The 18,028-nt window shown below is 59.0% G+C and carries 19 protein-coding genes; 1 reads left to right on the forward strand and 18 read right to left on the reverse strand.

All coding sequences use genetic code 11. The features are described from left to right. Positions 1 to 110: 110 nt before the first annotated feature. The 14 genes from ACR3E2_RS08755 to ruvC all read right to left on the reverse strand — a co-directional run bounded on the left by ACR3E2_RS08755 (position 111) and on the right by ruvC (position 12,435). Positions 111 to 707 carry an MOSC domain-containing protein gene (locus ACR3E2_RS08755; RefSeq protein WP_480484072.1) on the reverse strand — a complete coding sequence of 199 codons (597 nt, stop codon included), beginning with the start codon at positions 705 to 707 and terminating at the stop codon, positions 111 to 113. 98 nt (positions 708 to 805) lie between these two features. After that, entirely contained in the window at positions 806 to 2,722 is a 1,917-nt protein-coding gene (ftsH, locus tag ACR3E2_RS08760) for an ATP-dependent zinc metalloprotease FtsH (protein WP_267367030.1), read from the reverse strand. A gap of 75 nt (positions 2,723 to 2,797) precedes the next feature. Beyond that, positions 2,798 to 4,057: a tRNA lysidine(34) synthetase TilS gene (gene tilS / locus ACR3E2_RS08765; RefSeq protein ID WP_480483967.1), complete on the reverse strand. Its 1,260-nt coding sequence runs from the start codon at positions 4,055 to 4,057 to the stop codon at positions 2,798 to 2,800. After that, positions 4,048 to 4,872 carry a tol-pal system protein YbgF gene (ybgF, locus tag ACR3E2_RS08770; RefSeq protein ID WP_209598305.1) on the reverse strand — a complete coding sequence of 275 codons (825 nt, stop codon included), beginning with the start codon at positions 4,870 to 4,872 and terminating at the stop codon, positions 4,048 to 4,050. The genes tilS and ybgF overlap by 10 nt, the downstream gene beginning before the upstream one ends. A 4-nt stretch (positions 4,873 to 4,876) precedes the next feature. Beyond that, on the reverse strand, positions 4,877 to 5,386 hold the full coding sequence (gene pal, locus ACR3E2_RS08775) for a peptidoglycan-associated lipoprotein Pal (protein WP_267364104.1): 510 nt from the start codon (positions 5,384 to 5,386) through the stop codon (positions 4,877 to 4,879). Positions 5,387 to 5,458: 72 nt separating this feature from the next. Next, positions 5,459 to 6,778, reverse strand: a complete 1,320-nt coding sequence (gene tolB / locus ACR3E2_RS08780) for a Tol-Pal system beta propeller repeat protein TolB (protein ID WP_480483968.1) — start codon at positions 6,776 to 6,778, stop codon at positions 5,459 to 5,461. Continuing rightward, the gene (locus tag ACR3E2_RS08785) at positions 6,775 to 7,878 is read right to left on the reverse strand and encodes an energy transducer TonB (protein WP_480483969.1); all 1,104 of its coding nucleotides are present in this window, start codon (positions 7,876 to 7,878) and stop codon (positions 6,775 to 6,777) included. The genes tolB and ACR3E2_RS08785 overlap by 4 nt, the downstream gene beginning before the upstream one ends. A gap of 9 nt (positions 7,879 to 7,887) precedes the next feature. Beyond that, positions 7,888 to 8,364 carry a protein TolR gene (gene tolR, locus ACR3E2_RS08790; protein WP_480483970.1) on the reverse strand — a complete coding sequence of 159 codons (477 nt, stop codon included), beginning with the start codon at positions 8,362 to 8,364 and terminating at the stop codon, positions 7,888 to 7,890. 2 nt (positions 8,365 to 8,366) lie between these two features. Then, positions 8,367 to 9,062 (reverse strand): protein TolQ, encoded by a 696-nt coding sequence (gene tolQ / locus ACR3E2_RS08795; protein WP_209505518.1) that lies wholly within the window; start codon positions 9,060 to 9,062, stop codon positions 8,367 to 8,369. A gap of 109 nt (positions 9,063 to 9,171) precedes the next feature. Further along, positions 9,172 to 9,555, reverse strand: coding sequence for a tol-pal system-associated acyl-CoA thioesterase (gene ybgC, locus ACR3E2_RS08800; protein WP_480483971.1), 384 nt, complete (start codon positions 9,553 to 9,555; stop codon positions 9,172 to 9,174). Next, complete coding sequence (locus ACR3E2_RS08805) at positions 9,552 to 10,175, reverse strand: hypothetical protein (RefSeq protein ID WP_480483972.1); 624 nt, start codon at positions 10,173 to 10,175, stop codon at positions 9,552 to 9,554. The genes ybgC and ACR3E2_RS08805 overlap by 4 nt, the downstream gene beginning before the upstream one ends. Positions 10,176 to 10,239: 64 nt before the next feature. Further along, the gene (gene ruvB / locus ACR3E2_RS08810) at positions 10,240 to 11,259 is read right to left on the reverse strand and encodes a Holliday junction branch migration DNA helicase RuvB (protein WP_267364110.1); all 1,020 of its coding nucleotides are present in this window, start codon (positions 11,257 to 11,259) and stop codon (positions 10,240 to 10,242) included. A gap of 4 nt (positions 11,260 to 11,263) precedes the next feature. Next, positions 11,264 to 11,941, reverse strand: coding sequence for a Holliday junction branch migration protein RuvA (ruvA, locus tag ACR3E2_RS08815; RefSeq protein WP_480483973.1), 678 nt, complete (start codon positions 11,939 to 11,941; stop codon positions 11,264 to 11,266). Beyond that, a complete protein-coding gene (gene ruvC / locus ACR3E2_RS08820) occupies positions 11,938 to 12,435 on the reverse strand; it encodes a crossover junction endodeoxyribonuclease RuvC (RefSeq protein ID WP_480483974.1) in 498 nt (165 codons plus the stop codon). The genes ruvA and ruvC overlap by 4 nt, the downstream gene beginning before the upstream one ends. 333 nt (positions 12,436 to 12,768) lie before the next feature. Between ruvC and ACR3E2_RS08825 the strand changes: the two genes are divergently transcribed. Beyond that, a complete protein-coding gene (locus ACR3E2_RS08825; RefSeq protein WP_480483975.1) occupies positions 12,769 to 12,984 on the forward strand; it encodes a DUF1127 domain-containing protein in 216 nt (71 codons plus the stop codon). 107 nt (positions 12,985 to 13,091) lie between these two features. Here ACR3E2_RS08825 and ACR3E2_RS08830 read toward each other — a convergent pair whose 3' ends face one another. From ACR3E2_RS08830 to ACR3E2_RS08845, 4 genes are all read right to left on the reverse strand, one after another. Next, entirely contained in the window at positions 13,092 to 13,448 is a 357-nt protein-coding gene (locus tag ACR3E2_RS08830; protein ID WP_480483976.1) for a hypothetical protein, read from the reverse strand. Between the two features lie 89 nt (positions 13,449 to 13,537). Next, positions 13,538 to 14,416, reverse strand: coding sequence for a 50S ribosomal protein L11 methyltransferase (locus ACR3E2_RS08835; RefSeq protein WP_480483977.1), 879 nt, complete (start codon positions 14,414 to 14,416; stop codon positions 13,538 to 13,540). A 65-nt stretch (positions 14,417 to 14,481) separates the two neighbouring features. Further along, positions 14,482 to 15,714 (reverse strand): MFS transporter, encoded by a 1,233-nt coding sequence (locus ACR3E2_RS08840; RefSeq protein WP_480473741.1) that lies wholly within the window; start codon positions 15,712 to 15,714, stop codon positions 14,482 to 14,484. 79 nt (positions 15,715 to 15,793) lie between these two features. After that, entirely contained in the window at positions 15,794 to 17,989 is a 2,196-nt protein-coding gene (locus tag ACR3E2_RS08845; RefSeq protein WP_480483978.1) for a primosomal protein N', read from the reverse strand. Positions 17,990 to 18,028 lie beyond the last annotated feature (39 nt).

Raw genomic sequence — 18,028 nt, forward strand, 5'->3', positions numbered from 1 at the left:
CGACGTCTAACGTCGGCGCTACGCATTCCATACCCTTGTGTACAATCTGATTAGCCATGGATTCCGACATTCTGGCGTCGCGAAGCGTCGTCAGGTCACTTCATCGGGAACTAATCGGAAACCTGCATATTTTCAGGGCTCCAGGCAGGCTGGTCCGGAACAAAGAGCTTGAGGTGATCGCCCAGTTGAATGCGCCCGGGACGTTCGACCCAGCCCGTGACACCCCGGCGTCCGACGGCAGCAGGTTTAAACCCTGCACCATACCCCTGATGATCCGCTTCGATTTCGCGACCGGGCAATACGCAAGGTGCGTTTTCCATATCCACAGTGATCGTCAGCCCGTTGACCGCCTGAAGACGCGAGGACGGCGGAATGTGCGAGAAATCCGGAATACCTTTCAGCACTATGGATGCGCCCAGATAAGACGGGTCAAGCTGGTCCAGCCCCATGTTCTGCGCGATCTGCTGCAACTCTTCCAAGGACAGCACCGACAGTTGACGAACATTGCGGATTTCAGTGCCCTTGGGATAGAGGTTCGAGACCCGAACACAGGACGCACGGTTCAGACCTTCGTGCCGCTCGCCTTTCACGCCCTCAAACCCAAGATCCAGCAACTCAACGGGCTTGGCACGAAGCGATCCGCCGGCAGGAACAAGGCCCAGCCAAAGAACTTCGGCTGCAAATTCGGTTTCCCGCAAAAACGGCATACGCGCTTCCCTTCCCATTGGTGTCTGCCAGCGCATAATGCTCAGTAACGCTCTGATGGAAAGAGAAAAACCCGGGTCAGAGCCCGGGTTCTTGCTGGTTATGCTGTCGGTTCAGGTTCCATCCCACCCTCAGGTGGTGATTTCTTTGCCTTGGTCTTGGGGATGGCTGTCACGCTGGGCGCACTGCCCTCGTCCGACTTGTCGTTCCGGTCATCGCTATCGCCGGGCGACTCCCCGTTCATGACGCGTTTGATTTCGTCACCGGTCAGCGTTTCGTATTCCAGCAAACCTTGGGCCAGACGTTCCCATTCCTCGTTCTGATCGGTCAGAATCTTGTGCGCCTGTTCATAGCCTTGCTGGATCAGACGCTTTACCTCTTCTTCAATCAGTTCCTTGGTATGAGCCGATACCGAGAACCCGGCAGTATTGCCCTGATATCCCTCATGCGCCTCGGCATAGTCGATATTGCCGACCTTATCCGACATACCCCAGCGCATCACCATGGCGCGTGCCAGTTGGCTGGCCTGCATGATGTCCCCGGCAGGACCGTTCGACACGTGATCTTCGCCATACTTGATGACTTCGGCAGCTTTACCTGCCATGGTCATCGCCAGCTTTTGTTCGCACTCATCCCGGTGATAGTTCAGGCGATCCATTTCCGGCAGCGAAACCACCATACCCAGCGCACCCCCGCGCGGTATGATGGTCGCCTTGTAGACCGGATCGCACATGGGCAGAGACAGACCAACAACAGCATGACCCGCTTCGTGATAGGCAGTTTTTTCCTTCTGATCCTGCGTCAGCACCATCGAGCGGCGCTCGGCCCCCATCATCACCTTGTCCTTGGCGTTTTCAAAATCTTCCATGGTGACAAAGCGACGACCCACGCGTGCGGCCATCAACGCAGCCTCGTTCACGAGGTTGGCCAGATCCGCACCCGAGAAGCCGGGCGTACCGCGCGCGATGATGCGCAGATCGACATCGGGGCCCAGCGGCGTCTTGCGTGCGTGAACGCCCAGAATTTTCTCGCGGCCCTTGATGTCCGGGTTGCCGACTGTGACCTGACGGTCGAACCGGCCCGGTCGCAGCAGCGCAGGGTCCAGAACATCCTTGCGGTTTGTCGCCGCCAGAATGATTACACCTTCGTTGGCCTCAAACCCGTCCATTTCGACCAGCAACTGGTTGAGCGTTTGTTCCCGCTCGTCGTTGCCGCCACCATACCCGGCGCCGCGATGACGACCCACAGCGTCAATTTCATCGATAAACACGATACAGGGCGCGTTCTTTTTCGCCTGCTCGAACATGTCACGCACGCGGGACGCACCCACACCAACGAACATTTCGACAAAATCCGAACCCGAGATGGTGAAGAACGGCACACCCGCCTCACCCGCAATGGCACGGGCCAGAAGCGTCTTACCGGTACCCGGAGGGCCAACCAGCAGCGCGCCCTTGGGGATCTTGCCACCAAGGCGGCTGAACTTCTGCGGGTTTCGCAGGAATTCGACAATCTCTTCCAGCTCTTCCTTGGCCTCGTCGATACCGGCAACATCGTCAAAGGTCACGCGGCCATGCTTTTCGGTCAGCATCTTGGCCTTGGACTTGCCAAAGCCCATCGCGCCACCTTTGCCGCCGCCTTGCATCCGATTCATGAAATAGACCCAGACACCGATCAGCAGCAGGAAAGGCAGCAGCGTGATCAGGAACGACTGAAAGCCTGATTGCTGTTGTTTTACGGCCTGAACGGGGATGTTTTCTTCGATCAGAAGCTTGGTCACTTCGGCGTCGCCGGGTTTGATCGTGACATAGCTGGCACCGCTTTGCAGGGTATAGCGAATCTGTTCACCATCCAGGGTCACGTTCTTGACTTCACCGCTTTGGACGGCACCGACAAAGTCGGAATAGGTTTTCTCGTTGCTCTGAAGCGTTCCGCCCGGTCCACTGAACAGATTGAACAGTGCAAGGATGAGCAGGAACAAAACGACCCAAAACGCGATATTGCGAGCGTTGCCCAAGGAAATTCTCCTAAAAGTTCCGGCAGGTGAGACGCTGCCAAGTTACCTCTTAAAATAGAGAGGATTGTCGTATGTTCAATGCGATAAAAAAGATGCGTGGAACTCGGGCCAATCTGACGCAAGCCTGGCATGCCAGCCATTCGCGAGACCCGCAAGCGGGGCGGCCAGCACCCTGTCCGCAATCCAAACCGCAGGCGTCGCCGTCAACGCTATCCTGGGACGCCCGGTTGCACGCCACTCGGGCACCTGTTGCAACCCCTCACCGCCCAAAGCGCGGATTTCTGCGCCCATTATTGCCGGTCCGCTGAGCCGCCATTTGCCATCCCACACAGCACTGGGCGCCGCGATCTGAGATTTCACGGCATTAAATTCCCTGCAAATCCAAACACTCCCGCCTTGTGGAACAATCAGACAACCGCCCACTGACCCCGATTGCCCATTCGCAACTGCATCCATTGCCTGATCCACGGCCGCCTGACGCGGGGGATAACCCGACCCGGCAATCCACGAGAGGATTCCCAGCAGCACACGACGCCGAATCTCAAGGGGCAACGCGGCAAATCCGGCCCGATTCACCCTCACGTCACTTTGATCCACCTGCGCCACGGACCCTGCGGATTCTTGCGTACAGAGGCCAAGTGCCGTGTTTGCCTGCGCCAGATTATCCGCCACGCGGGACAATGAAAGCGCATCAATTCCCAAAGGTTCCAGCCCACCCAAAGCTTCGCGCGCCTTGATCCGATCGAAACGGGCATCCTGATTCGAAGGATCGTCCACCCATGCTACGCCAGCCTCAGTCAGATAGGAGCGCAGCTGTTCACGGGTGATCCCCAGCATCGGACGCAGCAACGTCAGACCCCGCCGTTTCCGAATAGCCGACATGCCGGACAGGCCCGTGACCCCGGATGATCGGCCCAACCGCATCAGCAGTGTTTCCGCCTGATCATCTGCGGTGTGGCCCAGCGCAATGGCGTCGATTCCGCGGCCCTTCGCCCATTCGGATAACAAATCATATCGCGCCTGACGTGCCCGGTCCTGCAAGTTGCCGGTACCGTCCCATCCCGACCAACGCAGCGTATCATGAGACATCCCCAACGCAGCCGCCTGCCGAAATACCGTTTCGGCCTCGCACGCGGATTCGGGTCGCAAACCGTGGTCGACCGTGGCAACGAAAAGAGTGATGGCCTCATCTTGCGCCACCTGATGCAAAAGATGCATCAAGGCGACGGAATCCCCGCCTCCCGAAACGGCAATCCCCAACTTGCGCGGAAGTGTTTCCGGTAGCTGGGCGCGCAGGTCTGCAAGTAGTTTGCCGGAGTGATGGTTCAAGTACATCCCAACGCGGTCATCTCCTGCGTGGCGCTCGAAAACTCTGGCGCAGAAGGAAAGCGTACTCCGACCTCATTAAGCGTGATGCAGGCCTGATCGGTCTGTCCCAAACGGCCAAGCGCCGCGCCCAGTTCGTACAGCGCCTCGGGTGCAAACGCGCCCTCGGAATCACCCGTGAAGCTGGCCAGAAATGCCCGGGCCGCTTCGCGTGTGTCGCCAATCCCTTCTAGGGCATGACCGCGTTTCAGGTTGGCTTCGGGCGCCAGCGGACTGCCGGGATAGCTTGTTTCAAACTGCGCAAACAACGTGGCAGCAGTCTGGAAATCGCCATCGGCCAACGCTTGCGAGGCAGCATCAAAATCAGCACGCTCACCTATGGCAAGTTCACCATTATCGGTCGCCGTTGGCGTTTCGATACTTGTTGGTCCGGTTATCACAGTGGCCGTGTCACCACCCAATGTCGAGGTCTCACCCAACGTCGACAAATCGCCGCCTTCCAGTTCAACCAGCCGGAACTCAAGGTCACCGATGCGGTTGGTGCCGTCGGTGACAATGTTCTGCACCCGCTGGTTCAATTGCTCGGTCTGGCGGGTCAGGCGCTGCAATTCGGCCTCGATGGCATCCACCCGTTCAAGGACCGAACTGCCGGACAGGTTAGGTGCGGGTGAACCCGTAGTGGAAAATTCGCGTTTCAAACGCTGAATTTCCACATGTAGCACCGTCAGTTCCTGACGGATGTCCGCAAGGGTCTGTTGATCCTGTGCCTGTGCTACACCAGCCGTCGCCACAACCGCCGCCAAAACCCATCCTGCAATGCGCATCATCTTACCCCAGAGTTGACCCGGTCAGAACCGTTACCGCACGGCGGTTCTTGGAATAACATTCCTCGGTGCTGCAAATCTCGATCGGGCGTTCCTTGCCATAGCTCACGGTGTTCAGGCGGCTGCCCGCAACACCGCGCGAAATCAGGTACTCACGCGCAGCGTTCGCCCGGCGTGCGCCCAGCGCAAGGTTGTATTCCCGCGTGCCCTGCTCATCCGCGTGGCCTTCGATCGTTGCGACAAAATCCGGATTGGCCAGCAGCCAGTCCGCCTGCCCTTGCAGCACTGTTTGCGCCTCGGGCGACAGGGTTGACTGGTCAACGGCAAACAGGACACGGTCCCCGACTGTTTGCTGGAAATACGCGGGCGAGCGCGGATCACTCGGTGATCCGGGGACAATGGATCCAATGCCTCCGCTACCACCACCGCCACCCAAGGCTGAGGGGTCATTGTTTGTGCAGGCGGCGATCACACTCAGCGCGCCCAGCGCCAGAACTTTGCTCAATACGTTCATTTCAGGTGCCTCGTGTTATGTTTATTGCCGCCTGTCTACCACAGGGACGATTTGTTGTGAACTTTGCTGCGATCAATTCTGCAATGGGCCCCAGGACGGATCGCTGCCGCCGTCCGGTGTACGTACCGGGCGCAGGTTCCTGCCCGAGATATCCACCGAGTAAAGCGATGCCCTACCACTGGCCCCCTGCGTTTCGCGGGCGAACATGATGACCCGGCCATTAGGCGACCAGGTGGGGCCTTCATCCAGGAAAGAGGCTGTCAGCAAACGTTCTTCTGACCCGTCGATGCGCATCACGCCGATATGGAACCGGCCCTGGTTCTGCTTGGTAAAGGCGATCAGGTCGCCGCGCGGTGACCAGACCGGGGTACCATAGCGACCTGCACCAAAGCTGATCCGCGTGGCTTCGCCCCCGTTTGCTGCCATCACGTACAATTGCGGCGTGCCGGAGCGGTCGCTTTCAAAGACGATCCGGCTGCCATCGGGTGAATAGCTGGGGGCAGTTTCAATTGCGGGCGTGTTGGTCAGGCGCGTGCTTTGACCCGAAACGATATCCATCTTCCACAGATCGGTATTGCCGCCCTGAATCAGCGAATAGACAATCGACCGGCCATCCGGCGAGAACCGAGGCGAAAAGCTCATCGTCCCGTCCTGCGTCTTCAGTTCCCGCGGTTTCGGGCGCCCGATTTCAGTCACGTATATGCGCGGGCTGCCGCTTTCATAACTGGTATAAAGCAGCCGGTCACCGGTGGGTGAGAACCGGGGCGCCAGAACGATTGCGGCGCTGTCGGTCATGTACTGCACATTCGCGCCATCGTAATCCATGATCGCCAAACGCTTCAGGCGCTGGTCCTTCGGCCCGCTTTCCGAAACAAAGGCAACGCGGCTGTCAAAATAACCGCCTTCACCTGTGATCCGGCTATAGACCTGATCGGCCACCTTGTGCGCCATGCGCCGCCACCCGTCTGTGGTACCTGCCAGTTGAAGGCCATTGCCCAGTTCCTGGCCCGAAAACACATCCCACACCCGGAACCGGACCGTCAGTTTCTGACCGGACACATTGACAGCGCCGGTGACCAGCGCGTCAGCGTTGATCGCCTTCCAATCCGCAAACTGAACCGGAGCTTCGAAGCTGCTGACCCGGCTGATGAACGCATCCGAGGAGATTTCGCGGAACAACCCGGTCCCGGTCAGGTCAGCCGCCACCACGCGCGAGATATCCTGCGCGAACTGAGCTGCGGCCGGGCCGTCCGGCACAAAATTCGGAACGGCAAAGGGCAAGGGTTCGATAATCCCCTCATCCAGTTCCAGGCGCAAAGGCCCGTTCTGTGCATAAACCGGCGCAGACATCAGTGTCAGGCCGACAAAGAGGCTGGTCAGAAGCTTCATCATTTGATCCGCATCCTCTCGGGGTTAAATGTAATCTCAACATCCTGCCAATGTTCGTATTTGTCAGCAGGCAAATCATATCCTTTGGCCCCGCAGCGCAAAATAGCACGTCGCGCAGCCTCGTAGGCCTGTTTAACGGCTCCCGCCGAGCCACCAGAGCTGTCCAGCATCCGAACACTGCCACCGACGACCGTACCATCACGGTTCAGTGAAAACGCGACAACAACCACAGTGTTCAGCGCATCCGTGGACAAGGAACCCACATTCCAACATCCAGAGACAGCCAGTCGCATCGCGTCTTTCTCTCCGCTGGTCAGCGGTGGGCCAGAAGGTTCGGACCCGCTGCCCAAGGCTTCGGCCAGGGCGTCGTTGATTGCCGTTTCATCGGTTTGTTTCTCAGGTTCCGGGGTCGCCTCAGGCGTTTTGGCCACAGCGGGTTCCGGCGGCGGGCTTGGCCGGTTTGGGCGCACGCGCGGTCGCGGAGATGTCAGGGGCGACTGGTCCTTGGTTTCCTCGGCTTCGGTCACAATCTCCGGGGCTGCCTCTTGCGGCGCGGTCTGATCCTGCTGTTCCTGTTGAACCTCTGCGCCTTCATCCAGGGATACCGGAGGCGTTTCAAAATCATCAGGCTTTGCCTCGGGCGGTGGCGGAGCTATTGCCTCAGGCGCGACGCGGTCTGATGGGCGCGGCTGTGCCTCCGGACCGGGCGGCGCAGGCTGTGCAACAGGCTCGATCTGAGGTTCCGTCAGAACCGGAGGCTCGTCAGGAACCTCGGGTTCTGGCGGCGCTTCCACGATGATGGGCTCTGGCTCTGGTTCCGGTTCAGCCGGTGCAACAGGTTCAGGGCGGGGCTGTTCGTCACTCTCGGGTTCCGGCGGCTTGGTCACAGCCTCCGGCTCGGGCGGCTGCTGCAACGCGGTCGGCACTTCGGGGAGTTCCGGCGCATCCCGCTGGGCCGTCATGGCCGCGAATTGTTCAGCCGTGATCACAGAGACATCCTGCACAGCAATCGGCAACGGTTCGGACCGGAAGGTGCCGCCGAATATCGCCCATCCGATCAGGCTGACATGCGCAATCGCTGAAATCTTGGTGCCGGTATCCACCGTGCGACCTCACTCTCCACCTTCATCCAGCGTCGGCCCGCCGGTATCGGTCACAAGGCCAACGTTGGAAAACCCGCCCGCGTTCAGCGCACCCATGACCTGCATCACCTGTGCGTAAGGGATTGCGCCATCGGCCCGCAGGAAAACCCGGTCACTGCTCCGCTCTGCCGCAATGGCACGCAGCTTGCCAATCAATTCTTCGCGCAACACGTCGGTGGTCTGGATCTGCACGCGTCCGTCAGCGGTCAGGGTCACGGTCAAAGGCTCTTCATTGTCGCCGGGCAGCGCACTGGCTGCGGTCTTGGGCAGATCGACCGGAACACCAACCGTCAGCAATGGCGCGGCCACCATGAAGATGATCAGCAACACCAGCATGACATCCACGAAAGGTGTCACATTGATCTCGGCCATCGGCTGCGCGCGACCGCGACGCCGACCACGCCTGCGCCCATTGCCGTTCGAAGATTGCTGGATCGCAGCGCCCATCGTCAGCTGTCCAACTGGCGCGACAGAATGGTTGCGAATTCATCCGCAAAGGCTTCATAGCCGCCAACGATCCGGTCACTATCGGCGCTGAGTTTGTTATAGAAAATCACCGCCGGGATCGCCGCCAAAAGGCCCAACCCTGTCGCCATCAACGCCTCGGCAATACCGGGGGCCACAACGGCAAGGTTGGTGTTTTGCTGTTCGGCAATCTCGATGAATGCATTCATGATGCCCCAAACGGTGCCAAACAGCCCGATAAACGGAGCCGTGGAGCCGACAGTTGCCAGAATGGGAAGACCTTTTTGCAGGGTTTCCGCCTCTTTCGCGATGGCGACATCCATCGACCGGTCGATCCGCGCGGTTGCCCCGGCAATCAGCCCGCCATCATTGCGATGTGACCTGCGCCACTCGATCATGCCTGACGCAAAGATCTTTTCCGAGCTGCCATCCGGCTGCGTTCCGATCTGCTCGAACAACTCATCCAACGGGTTGCCCGACCAGAAGCTTTCATCAAAAACCTGCGCCTCGCGTCGGGCCGCGCGATAGTTGATCAGCTTCTGAATGATGATCCCCCAGGACCAGATGGATGCGCCGGTAAGTACCAGCATCACCAGTTTGACGATAAAGGTCGCGCGGGCAAACAGCCCCCACATGGAGAAGTCGATCTCCTGCGCCAGCGCCAGCGTTTCAGCTTCCATGAACCTGCTCTTTGTTTTGCCTGATGGCCGTTCGTTTGGCCTTATTTTGCCAAACGCTATCTCAGTTGGTCATGAAAAGCCAACAGAACCACCCATGGTCCGCAAATTGTTACATCAATGCGCGAATCTCTGCCGGCAATCGGATCGGTTTGCCCGCTTTATTGATGCAAACGGCCGTGACAGATGCACGAAATATTTCGGTCTCACCGCGGCGAACAAGCTGCGCCATAGTCAGACGCACGCCCGAGATTTCGGTGACCTCGGTTTCGACGATCAATTCATCATCAAACCTTGCAGGCCCCAGATACTCGGCCTCGACCCGCCGCACGACCCAAACAATGCCCTCCTCCCGCATGGCGTTTTGGTCATTGCCCAGATTACGCACCCAGTCCGAGCGCGCGCGCTCGATATAGCGCAGGTAGTTCGCGTGATAGACAACCCCACCCATGTCGGTGTCTTCATAATACACGCGGATGGGGTAGGTGTGTTTCATTGCAACGCCTCCAGTCGGGCAAACAGCCTTAACGCATGCGAGGCATCCTGTGCCGCCCGTGGCAAAACCGGATCATAGGCCGCCCGGATCAAGGACGCGATGTCGGGACGCAGGATCGTGGCCTCACCTGCGATTGCCAGTGGAGATTGATTGCGAAATGCAGTGTCCGACCAGAGCAAGATGGTCTGCACGACCTGATTGAGCGCAAGGGTTTCCGCCGGAACCTTGCACAATTCCTTGTCCATGCGCAGAAACACAAACGCCGCGCGGACCGCGCCATCTTCTTCGAACCGGAAAATGCGGTACTGGTTTGCATCTGCCGCGACCAGACGCGCGACCAAAGGTTCCAGATCCGGGATCAATCGATCAAGGTCCGGTACCTCCAGCAGCTCCTGCCAGTCCCGGAAAAAGAAAACCATGCAATTCGCGCCAAGCTCAGGGTCCGTCTCGGCCATTTGGTGACCGGCCAGCGTGACAACGGCTTCGAAAGCCCCTTTTACGGTGGCCAGCGTCTCGTCTTCGACGCCGAAAACGATCGGAACAATAGGCCGCCCCCAGCGCGCAAACAGAAACTCGCCGCTTTCGCGTGTGAACAGCGCTTCAATTTCTTCCGGTGTCACCGCCAGCCCTTCATCTTTTCAAAAATACTCTCGCCGAAAGGCATAAAATCTAAGCGCGCTGGCTTCAACCGAACAGATCGCTTTGCCGCTTGGGCGCGGCCATCCCAAGATGCGTCCACGCCTTCTGCGCCAACATCCGCCCGCGCGGAGTACGCTGGATCAGCCCCTGTTGCAGCAAATAGGGCTCAATCACTTCCTCAAGCGAGTCGCGGCTTTCGGACAGCGCGGCAGACAGGGTTTCAATCCCCACCGGGCCACCTGCATAGTTTTCGGCAATCAGCTTCAGATATCGCCGGTCCGCGCCATCAAGACCCAGATTATCGACGCCCAGACGGGTCAAGGCACCATCGGCCAGGTCCCGTGTGATCCGCCCGTCCCCTTCGACAATCGCGAAATCCACAACACGCCTCAGCAATCGCCCGGCGATACGTGGCGTTCCGCGCGACCGGCGCGCGATTTCGCGCGCACCATCGTTATCCGCAGGCGCGCCCAGTTTTCGCGCGTTCCGGGTGACAATTTCGTGCAATTCATCAACCGTGTAGAACTGAAGCCGGGTCGGGATACCAAACCGGTCACGCAAGGGCGTTGTCAGCAGGCCCATCCGCGTGGTGGCCCCCACCAGTGTGAATGGCTGCAACTCGATCCGTACAGTGCGCGCAGCAGGGCCTTCGCCGATAACAAGATCCAGCTCGAAATCTTCCATCGCCGGGTACAGCACTTCTTCCACCGCCGGGTTGAGCCTGTGAATCTCGTCGATGAACAACACATCCCGCGATTCAAGATTGGTCAGGATCGCCGCCAGATCCCCCGCCTTGGCCAGAACCGGGCCAGAGGTCATGCGAAAGTTCACCCCCAGTTCACGCGCCATGATCTGTGCGAGGGTCGTCTTACCCAACCCCGGAGGTCCGTGAAACAAGGTGTGGTCCATCGCCTCGCCGCGTTGCCGGGCGGATTGAATAAAGATGCGCAAGTTGGCACGCGCCTCAGCCTGACCAATGAATTCATCAAGCCCCTGAGGACGCAAGGCGCGGTCATTGTCTTCCGGCAGGGGCTCCGGGCGCAGGGTGGGATCAGCGTCAACCATTCACTTACCCTTTCGGAGCCAGCAGCCTGAGGGCCGCGCGGATCAGATCAGCCTCGTCCGCATCCGGCTGGCTTGCAGCCGCTTCAGCCACAGCGCCCGCCGCGTCGGACGGCCCATATCCAAGATTGGCCAGCGCCGACAACGCCCCGGCAGACGCGGCCGCAGCACCTGATGGCGGTTTCGACACACGTCTAGGTGCGGGCGTAGAATCATTCGGCTCAACAACCTCAAGTTCCGGGCCGTCCAGCGCCTGAGTAATCGTGCCACCCATGGCCATCACACCCGGCGCCTTGTCCTTGAGGTCCAACACGATCCGCTGGGCTGTTTTTGGCCCGACCCCCTTGGCCGCCTTTACCGCACCCCAGTCCCCCAGGGCAATTGCGCGGCTGACACCGTCGGGTCCCAATGCACTCAGGATCGCCAGCGACACCTTCGCGCCGACCCCCTGGACCGAGCACAGCAGGCGATGCCACTCTTTCTCGACAAGCGACAGAAACCCGTAAAGCTGCATCAGGTCTTCGCGGACAACCATGTCAGTGTAGATCGAGACCGCCTCGCCCACCCCCGGCAATGCCGCCAAGGTCCGGTCGGAACAATAGACAAGATAGCCGACGCCCCGGACATCGATCAGCACATGATCTGCCGCACGATAATCCAGCCGCCCTGTCAGTTTTCCGATCATGCCCGCACCTCTTTCACACGCGCCTGTTGCGTCTTTCCGTAATAGGCGTGGCAGATTGCAATCGCCAGTGCATCCGCCGCGTCGGCCCCTTTCGGAAAACAGCCCGGCAATTGCAGTTTGACCATGTGCATAACCTGCTCTTTCTCGGCATGACCCACGCCCACCACGGTCTTTTTGACCCGATTGGGTGCATATTCCCCCACCGGCAGACCGGCCTGTGCCAGCGTCAGCAACGCCACGCCACGCGCCTGCCCAAGCTTGAGGGTTCCGGCCCCGTCCTTGTTCACGAATGTCTGTTCGATAGCAGCCTGATCGGGCCTGTGATCCGCAATCACTTCGACAATCTGATTGTGCAGCGATAGCAACCGCTCGCCCAGATCGTCGCCATCCGATTTGCATAATCCATTGGCCACATGGCTCAGGCGGCTGCCATTTGATTCGATGACGCCCCATCCCAGGGTTCTAAGCCCCGGATCGATGCCCAGAATTCGCATGTTTTGCCTCGGCCTGCTCGGGTTGTGTGATCTTTTTTCAACGCCTAGCACGAAGCGTGAACATTTTCCAAGCGAATTGACCCCAGGGCTGAAAACGACACGCGTGTTTCAGGCGCGACTTCGGGCGCGTTTTGCGACCCAGTGAAGTCTGAATTCGACACTTTCTCAAAGGCTTTTTCACCAATTGTTTAAGGGGATTACAACTTCGTGAAGCCTTGCAGAAAACGCATAGGACACATGCAAAAACTGAACTTGTGCGAACGAAATGACGGCACTAGATGCCCCGCAGATCGCAGAAATGCAATGTGAACACTAACCAGAAGGAAACAGGATATGGCTGCACTGGACACAACCCGCGTCGCTACCACTGGCTCGTTCGGCCTTGTTGGCCGTATCGGCGCATTTTTCGTATCGGCCGTTAACGCCGCAGTTGAATGGAATGACGCCCGCGTAACCCGCAACGCGCTGACCGGTCTGACCGACCGCGAACTGGATGATATCGGCCTGTGCCGTGGTGACATCGACATCATTGCCGAAGGTCGCCGCTAAGAACCGACCCCAACACTTATATGCCCCTTCCTCCTCCCTTGAGGGGCACACAAAAACACCGCGCACCATAAGGGTACGCGGTGTTTTTTTTAATCCGAGGGAGCGGATTAGTAGAAAACTTTGTTCAACTGACTGGCGAGGGCTTGCGACACAGGATCGATTTGCATCACCCAGGCACCGGCTTTTTCGACTGGTGTGCCTTCGTTCAGGCTGTCGATCCGATATTGATAGCCGGTGGGACTAAGGTGGGACAAAAGAAATGCTTTGAAGGCGAAGAAACCCACAAGCGTAAGCAACAGCACCTTTGCTGGCACCGCCGAGCTCACCCGCTGCGGCCTCATCACAACCAGGCCATCCTTGCGCATCGTCGCACGATAGCCACGGCTCATCTTTTGGTGTTTCTTGTTCAGGCGATTTACGCGCTGATTGAACTCCAGTTGTTTACCCGTCATGGCAGCCTCCAAAAACCGCCCCCCTCGACTTCATTCAGAAAACGGTAAAAAGAGATTGCGACAAAAACGTGGCAAAAACCTATAAAACTCCTGCAAATAGCCTAATTCGCGCCCTGTTTGGTTAAAATTAGGGTCGTCCACTCACCAATCTCGGCCCTATAGGTCTGATTGAACCCGTTTTGTGAATAAACGGAAACCACGTCATCGGCCTGTTCGTTAAGGATTCCCGACAGGATCGCATGCCCACCTGGGCGGAGATTCGCTGCCATTTCGGGTGACAAGGCCACCAAAGGCCCTTTGAGGATATTGGCAAAGATCAGATCGTAGGGTGCGTGTGCCTTGAGGTCGGGATGATCGAAACCTGCGGCTTCAACACACCGAACCGCGCCGGACATACCGTTTGCCTTCAGGTTGGCTTCGGCCACTTCAACGGCCATTTCGTCGATATCGCTGGCAATGAAATCGCCATCCCATACCCGGGCTGCCGCCATGGCCAGAACGGCCGTGCCGCAACCGATATCCGCTACTTTCGAGGCACTGAATCCTTCATCCAACAACCGGTCCAGAGCTTTCAGACATCCCAGCGTGGTGCCATGATGCCCGGTACCAAAGGCCATTGCCGCCTCGATCAGCAGTGGAATGCGACCGTCGGGCAGCTTGTCGGCATCGTGGCTGCCATAGACAAAAAAGCGGCCCGCCTCAACCGGGGCAAGCTCTCGCCGCACATGGGCCACCCAATCGGTTTCAGGCAATTCCGACACAACAAAAGGTTTGGCTTCAAAGGCAACTGCCAGAACGGCCAGTGCGGCCTCGTCAGGGGCTTCGGTGAAATATCCACCCACTTCCCACAGGCCCGAGCCATCTTCGACCTCGAACACACCGACGCCGGTTGGTTCGGGCTCCAGCCGCTCCATCGCTTCGCCCAAACCTTCGGCGGCTTTCTTACCTGTCAGCGTGGTCAGCGCAGTGAATGTGGGCATGGGGAACTCCTGTTTCAGTTGGCACTGCGCGTAGGACGGTGCGCCGCCAACGTCAAGCTTGCGACCTATTCCGCCGGGGCTGGCGCGTATTTGCTCAGGACGGTCTCATTGCCCGGTTCCGGGTGGCGTGGAACCAGCAGGGACAGCAGCAGAGAAACGACCGCCATCGCCGCCGCTAGGCCAAATACGGCGCCTGGCGACATGACCCAGAGCAAACCCAGCAACGCGGGCAGGAAAACAGCAGCGATATGGTTGATCGTGAACGCGACTGCGGCAGTTGGCGCAATATCCGCCGGATCGGCGATTTTCTGGAAATAGGTTTTCAGCGCCAGCGCCAGCGCAAACAGCACATGGTCGATGACATAGAGCGTCGCCGCCAACAGCACGCCCCAGCCAAACCAGTAGATGCCACCATAGGCTGCGAACACGATCGCCAGACCGGTGTATTCAAAGATCAACGTGCGCCGTTCGCCAAACTTGGCCACCGCTTTACCCAGCAACGGAGCAACCATCATGTTGATCATCAGGTTGATCAGATACAGGCTGGTCAGCTCATGCACTTCAAAGCCGAACTTCTCGACCATCATGAACCCGGCAAAGACGACAAAGATCTGTCGCCGCGCACCGGCCATGAATTGCAGCGCGTAATATAGCCAGTATCGACGGCGCAGGATCAGTTTCTTGGTTTGCGGTGTGGGGGCATCGAATTGCGGGAAGGCGAACAGGCAAAACAGGGCTAGCAAAGCTGTTGCACCGCCAGCAGCCATGAAGACAAAGTTATAGGACAGATCGAACCGCTCCCAGGTCAGAACGATCAGCCCGTAAACCACCATCGTTGCAGCCGAGCCCATTGCGACCAGCCATCCCAATATCTGCGGCGCGCGATCCTTGGGAAGCCATTGCAACTGAAGCGACTGGTTTACAGTCTCATAGTAATGAAACCCGATTGAACTGAACAAGGTCACGAACAGCAATCCGCCAAGGCTTGGGAACCAGGCCGTAAAAGCCGTTGCGACCCCAAGCATCATCAGCGAGATCATGGCCAGCACCTGCTCGCGAATGAAAATGATGACGGCAATCACGCCGACCGCCAGAAAGCCCGGAATCTCGCGCACCGTGTGTAGCAGGCCGATATCGGCCCCGTCGAAATTCGCTGCCTCAATGACGAAGTTGTTCAACAGCGCGCTCCACGCATTAAACGCGATGGGCATGGTCAAGGCCATCACGAACAGAAGCGTGACAGGACGACGCCAGAACGGAAGGCTCTGCGCCTCGGCAAGGGGCATGGGTTTCAGCATGAGAATCCTCTACGCCCATTTCCCGACTTTGGCGAGGGGGAAGCGACCGGCGCACAATGGCCCTGCGTTAATGCAATAGTCAGTAAAAGCTTTGTGGATCGATATCGACGGTCAGGCGGATATCGCCCTTCAGACGCAAAGGGGCGATCCAGCGGGCAATGGCATCCTGTATCGGCGCCCCCTTGGGGGCTTTCACCAACAAGCGCACCCTGTGGCGGCCGCGTATACGCGCAATGGGTGCAGGCGCAGGGCCAAAGACCTGAGCACCGATCGCGCGCAGGGGCGCATCGTTGCGGGCCATTGCCTTGCCGATATCGAAAACCGGTCCAACCTCGGGGCCCGACAACACGATCCCGGCCATGCGACCATAGGGCGGCACGCCTGCCGCCTGCCGACCCGCTGCCTCGGCTTTCCAGAACCCTTCCTCATCACCCGAGAGGATGGCCCGGATCACCGGGTGTTCCGGTTGAAATGTCTGCAAAAGCGCCTGCCCCGGCTTGTCAGCCCGTCCCGCACGCCCAGCCACTTGCCGCATCAATTGAAACGTACGCTCAGCCGCGCGCAGGTCCGCACCGTGAAGGGAAAGATCAGCGTCGATCACACCAACCAATGTCAATTTGGGAAAGTTGTGCCCTTTGGCGACCAATTGCGTGCCGATGATAATGTCGGCATCCCCGGCGGCGATCTCTTCAATCTTGGCTTTCAATGCCCGGGCTGAACCAAAAAGATCGGAACTCAGCATCGCGATTTTCGCCTCGGGGAAGGTTGCTTCGGCCTCTTCGGCCAAACGCTCAATCCCCGGCCCCACCGGGGCCAGCTTGCCCTCGACCCCGCAGGAAGGGCATATCTCGGGCATCGGCTTGGTCTCACCGCATTGGTGGCACATCAAACGCTTCAGGAACCTGTGTTCCACCATGCGCGCGTCGCAATGGTCGCAGGCGATCTGTTCTCCGCACGCACGGCACAGGGTAACCGGTGCATAGCCACGGCGGTTGATGAACAGCAGCGACTGCTCGCCTTTTTCGATCCGCTGCTGCACCGCTTGCCGCAAAGCCGGAGATATCCACGTTCCCGGCTGCATCTGTTCGGCCCGCATGTCGATGGGCTTCATCTCGGGCAACACCGCCGCGCCGAAACGCGAAGTCAGGTCGATCCGATCATATTTACCTGCCTCAGCATTCGCCCAGCTTTCCAGCGAGGGGGTTGCGCTGGCCAGAATCACCCGCGCGCCGCAGATGGCCGACCGCAGGACCGCCATGTCGCGCGCACTGTAATGCACCCCGTCTTCTTGTTTGTACGAGGTGTCGTGTTCCTCATCCACCACGACCAGCCCCAAATCGCGAAATGGCAGAAACAGGGCTGACCGCGCGCCAACAACCAGTTGAGCTTCCCCCTGCCCGACCATCCGCCAGACGCGCCTGCGTTCAGTCATGGTCGCGCCCGAATGCCACTCGGCAGGGCGCGCGCCAAACCGCGCCTCAACCCGTGTCAGGAATTCTGCGGTCAGCGCAATTTCCGGCAAAAGGACAAGTGCCTGCCGCCCCATGCGCAGCGCTTCGGCCACAGCCTCCAGATAGACTTCGGTCTTGCCGGAACCCGTCACGCCTTTCAGCAACGTTGTGCCGTAATTCCCCGTCCGTTGCCCGGCGCTAAGCTGCGCAACCGCACTTGCCTGATCTTCGGTCAGGTTCTTTCCCGGCAAATCGGGATCAAGATGCGGATACGGCAGGTCGCGCGGGCTGTCTTCTTCACGAACCGCGCCTTGCTTGACCAAGCCTTTGACAACGGACGAAGTTACCCCGGCCTGTTCTGCCAGTTCCTTTAACGTAAATGCCAACCCGCCATAGTCGCGCAACACGTCAAGCACACGGGTTCTGGCGTCGGTCATCCGGTCTGGCGAGGTGGTTCCCAAACGATAGATCTTGCGCATGGACGGTGGGTCACCCAGCCCCGGCGCGCGGGTCGCCAGTCGCAACATCGCGGGCATCGGCGTCAGGGTGTAGTCGGCAACCTTGCCGAGGAATGCCCGCATCTCCTCGCGCATGGGCGCAACGTCCAGCACACGGATCACCGACCGCGCCTTGTTCAGATCGAATCCGCCCTGCCCCGGCCCCCAGACAACCCCCAACACCTTGCGCGGACCAAGCGGCACCTCGACAAACGCACCCAGAAAGCATCCTCCTTCCGGCGCTTTGTAATCCAACGTCCGGTCCAGCGGTTGCGTTGTCAGCACCGCAATCAGCTCTCCCTCGTCGAAAAATCCGTTAGCGCTCACAGCATATCCTTTGCAGGGGGTTCCAGCATGGCTCTCTTT

The organism is Ruegeria sp. AL7 (assembly GCF_056536105.1).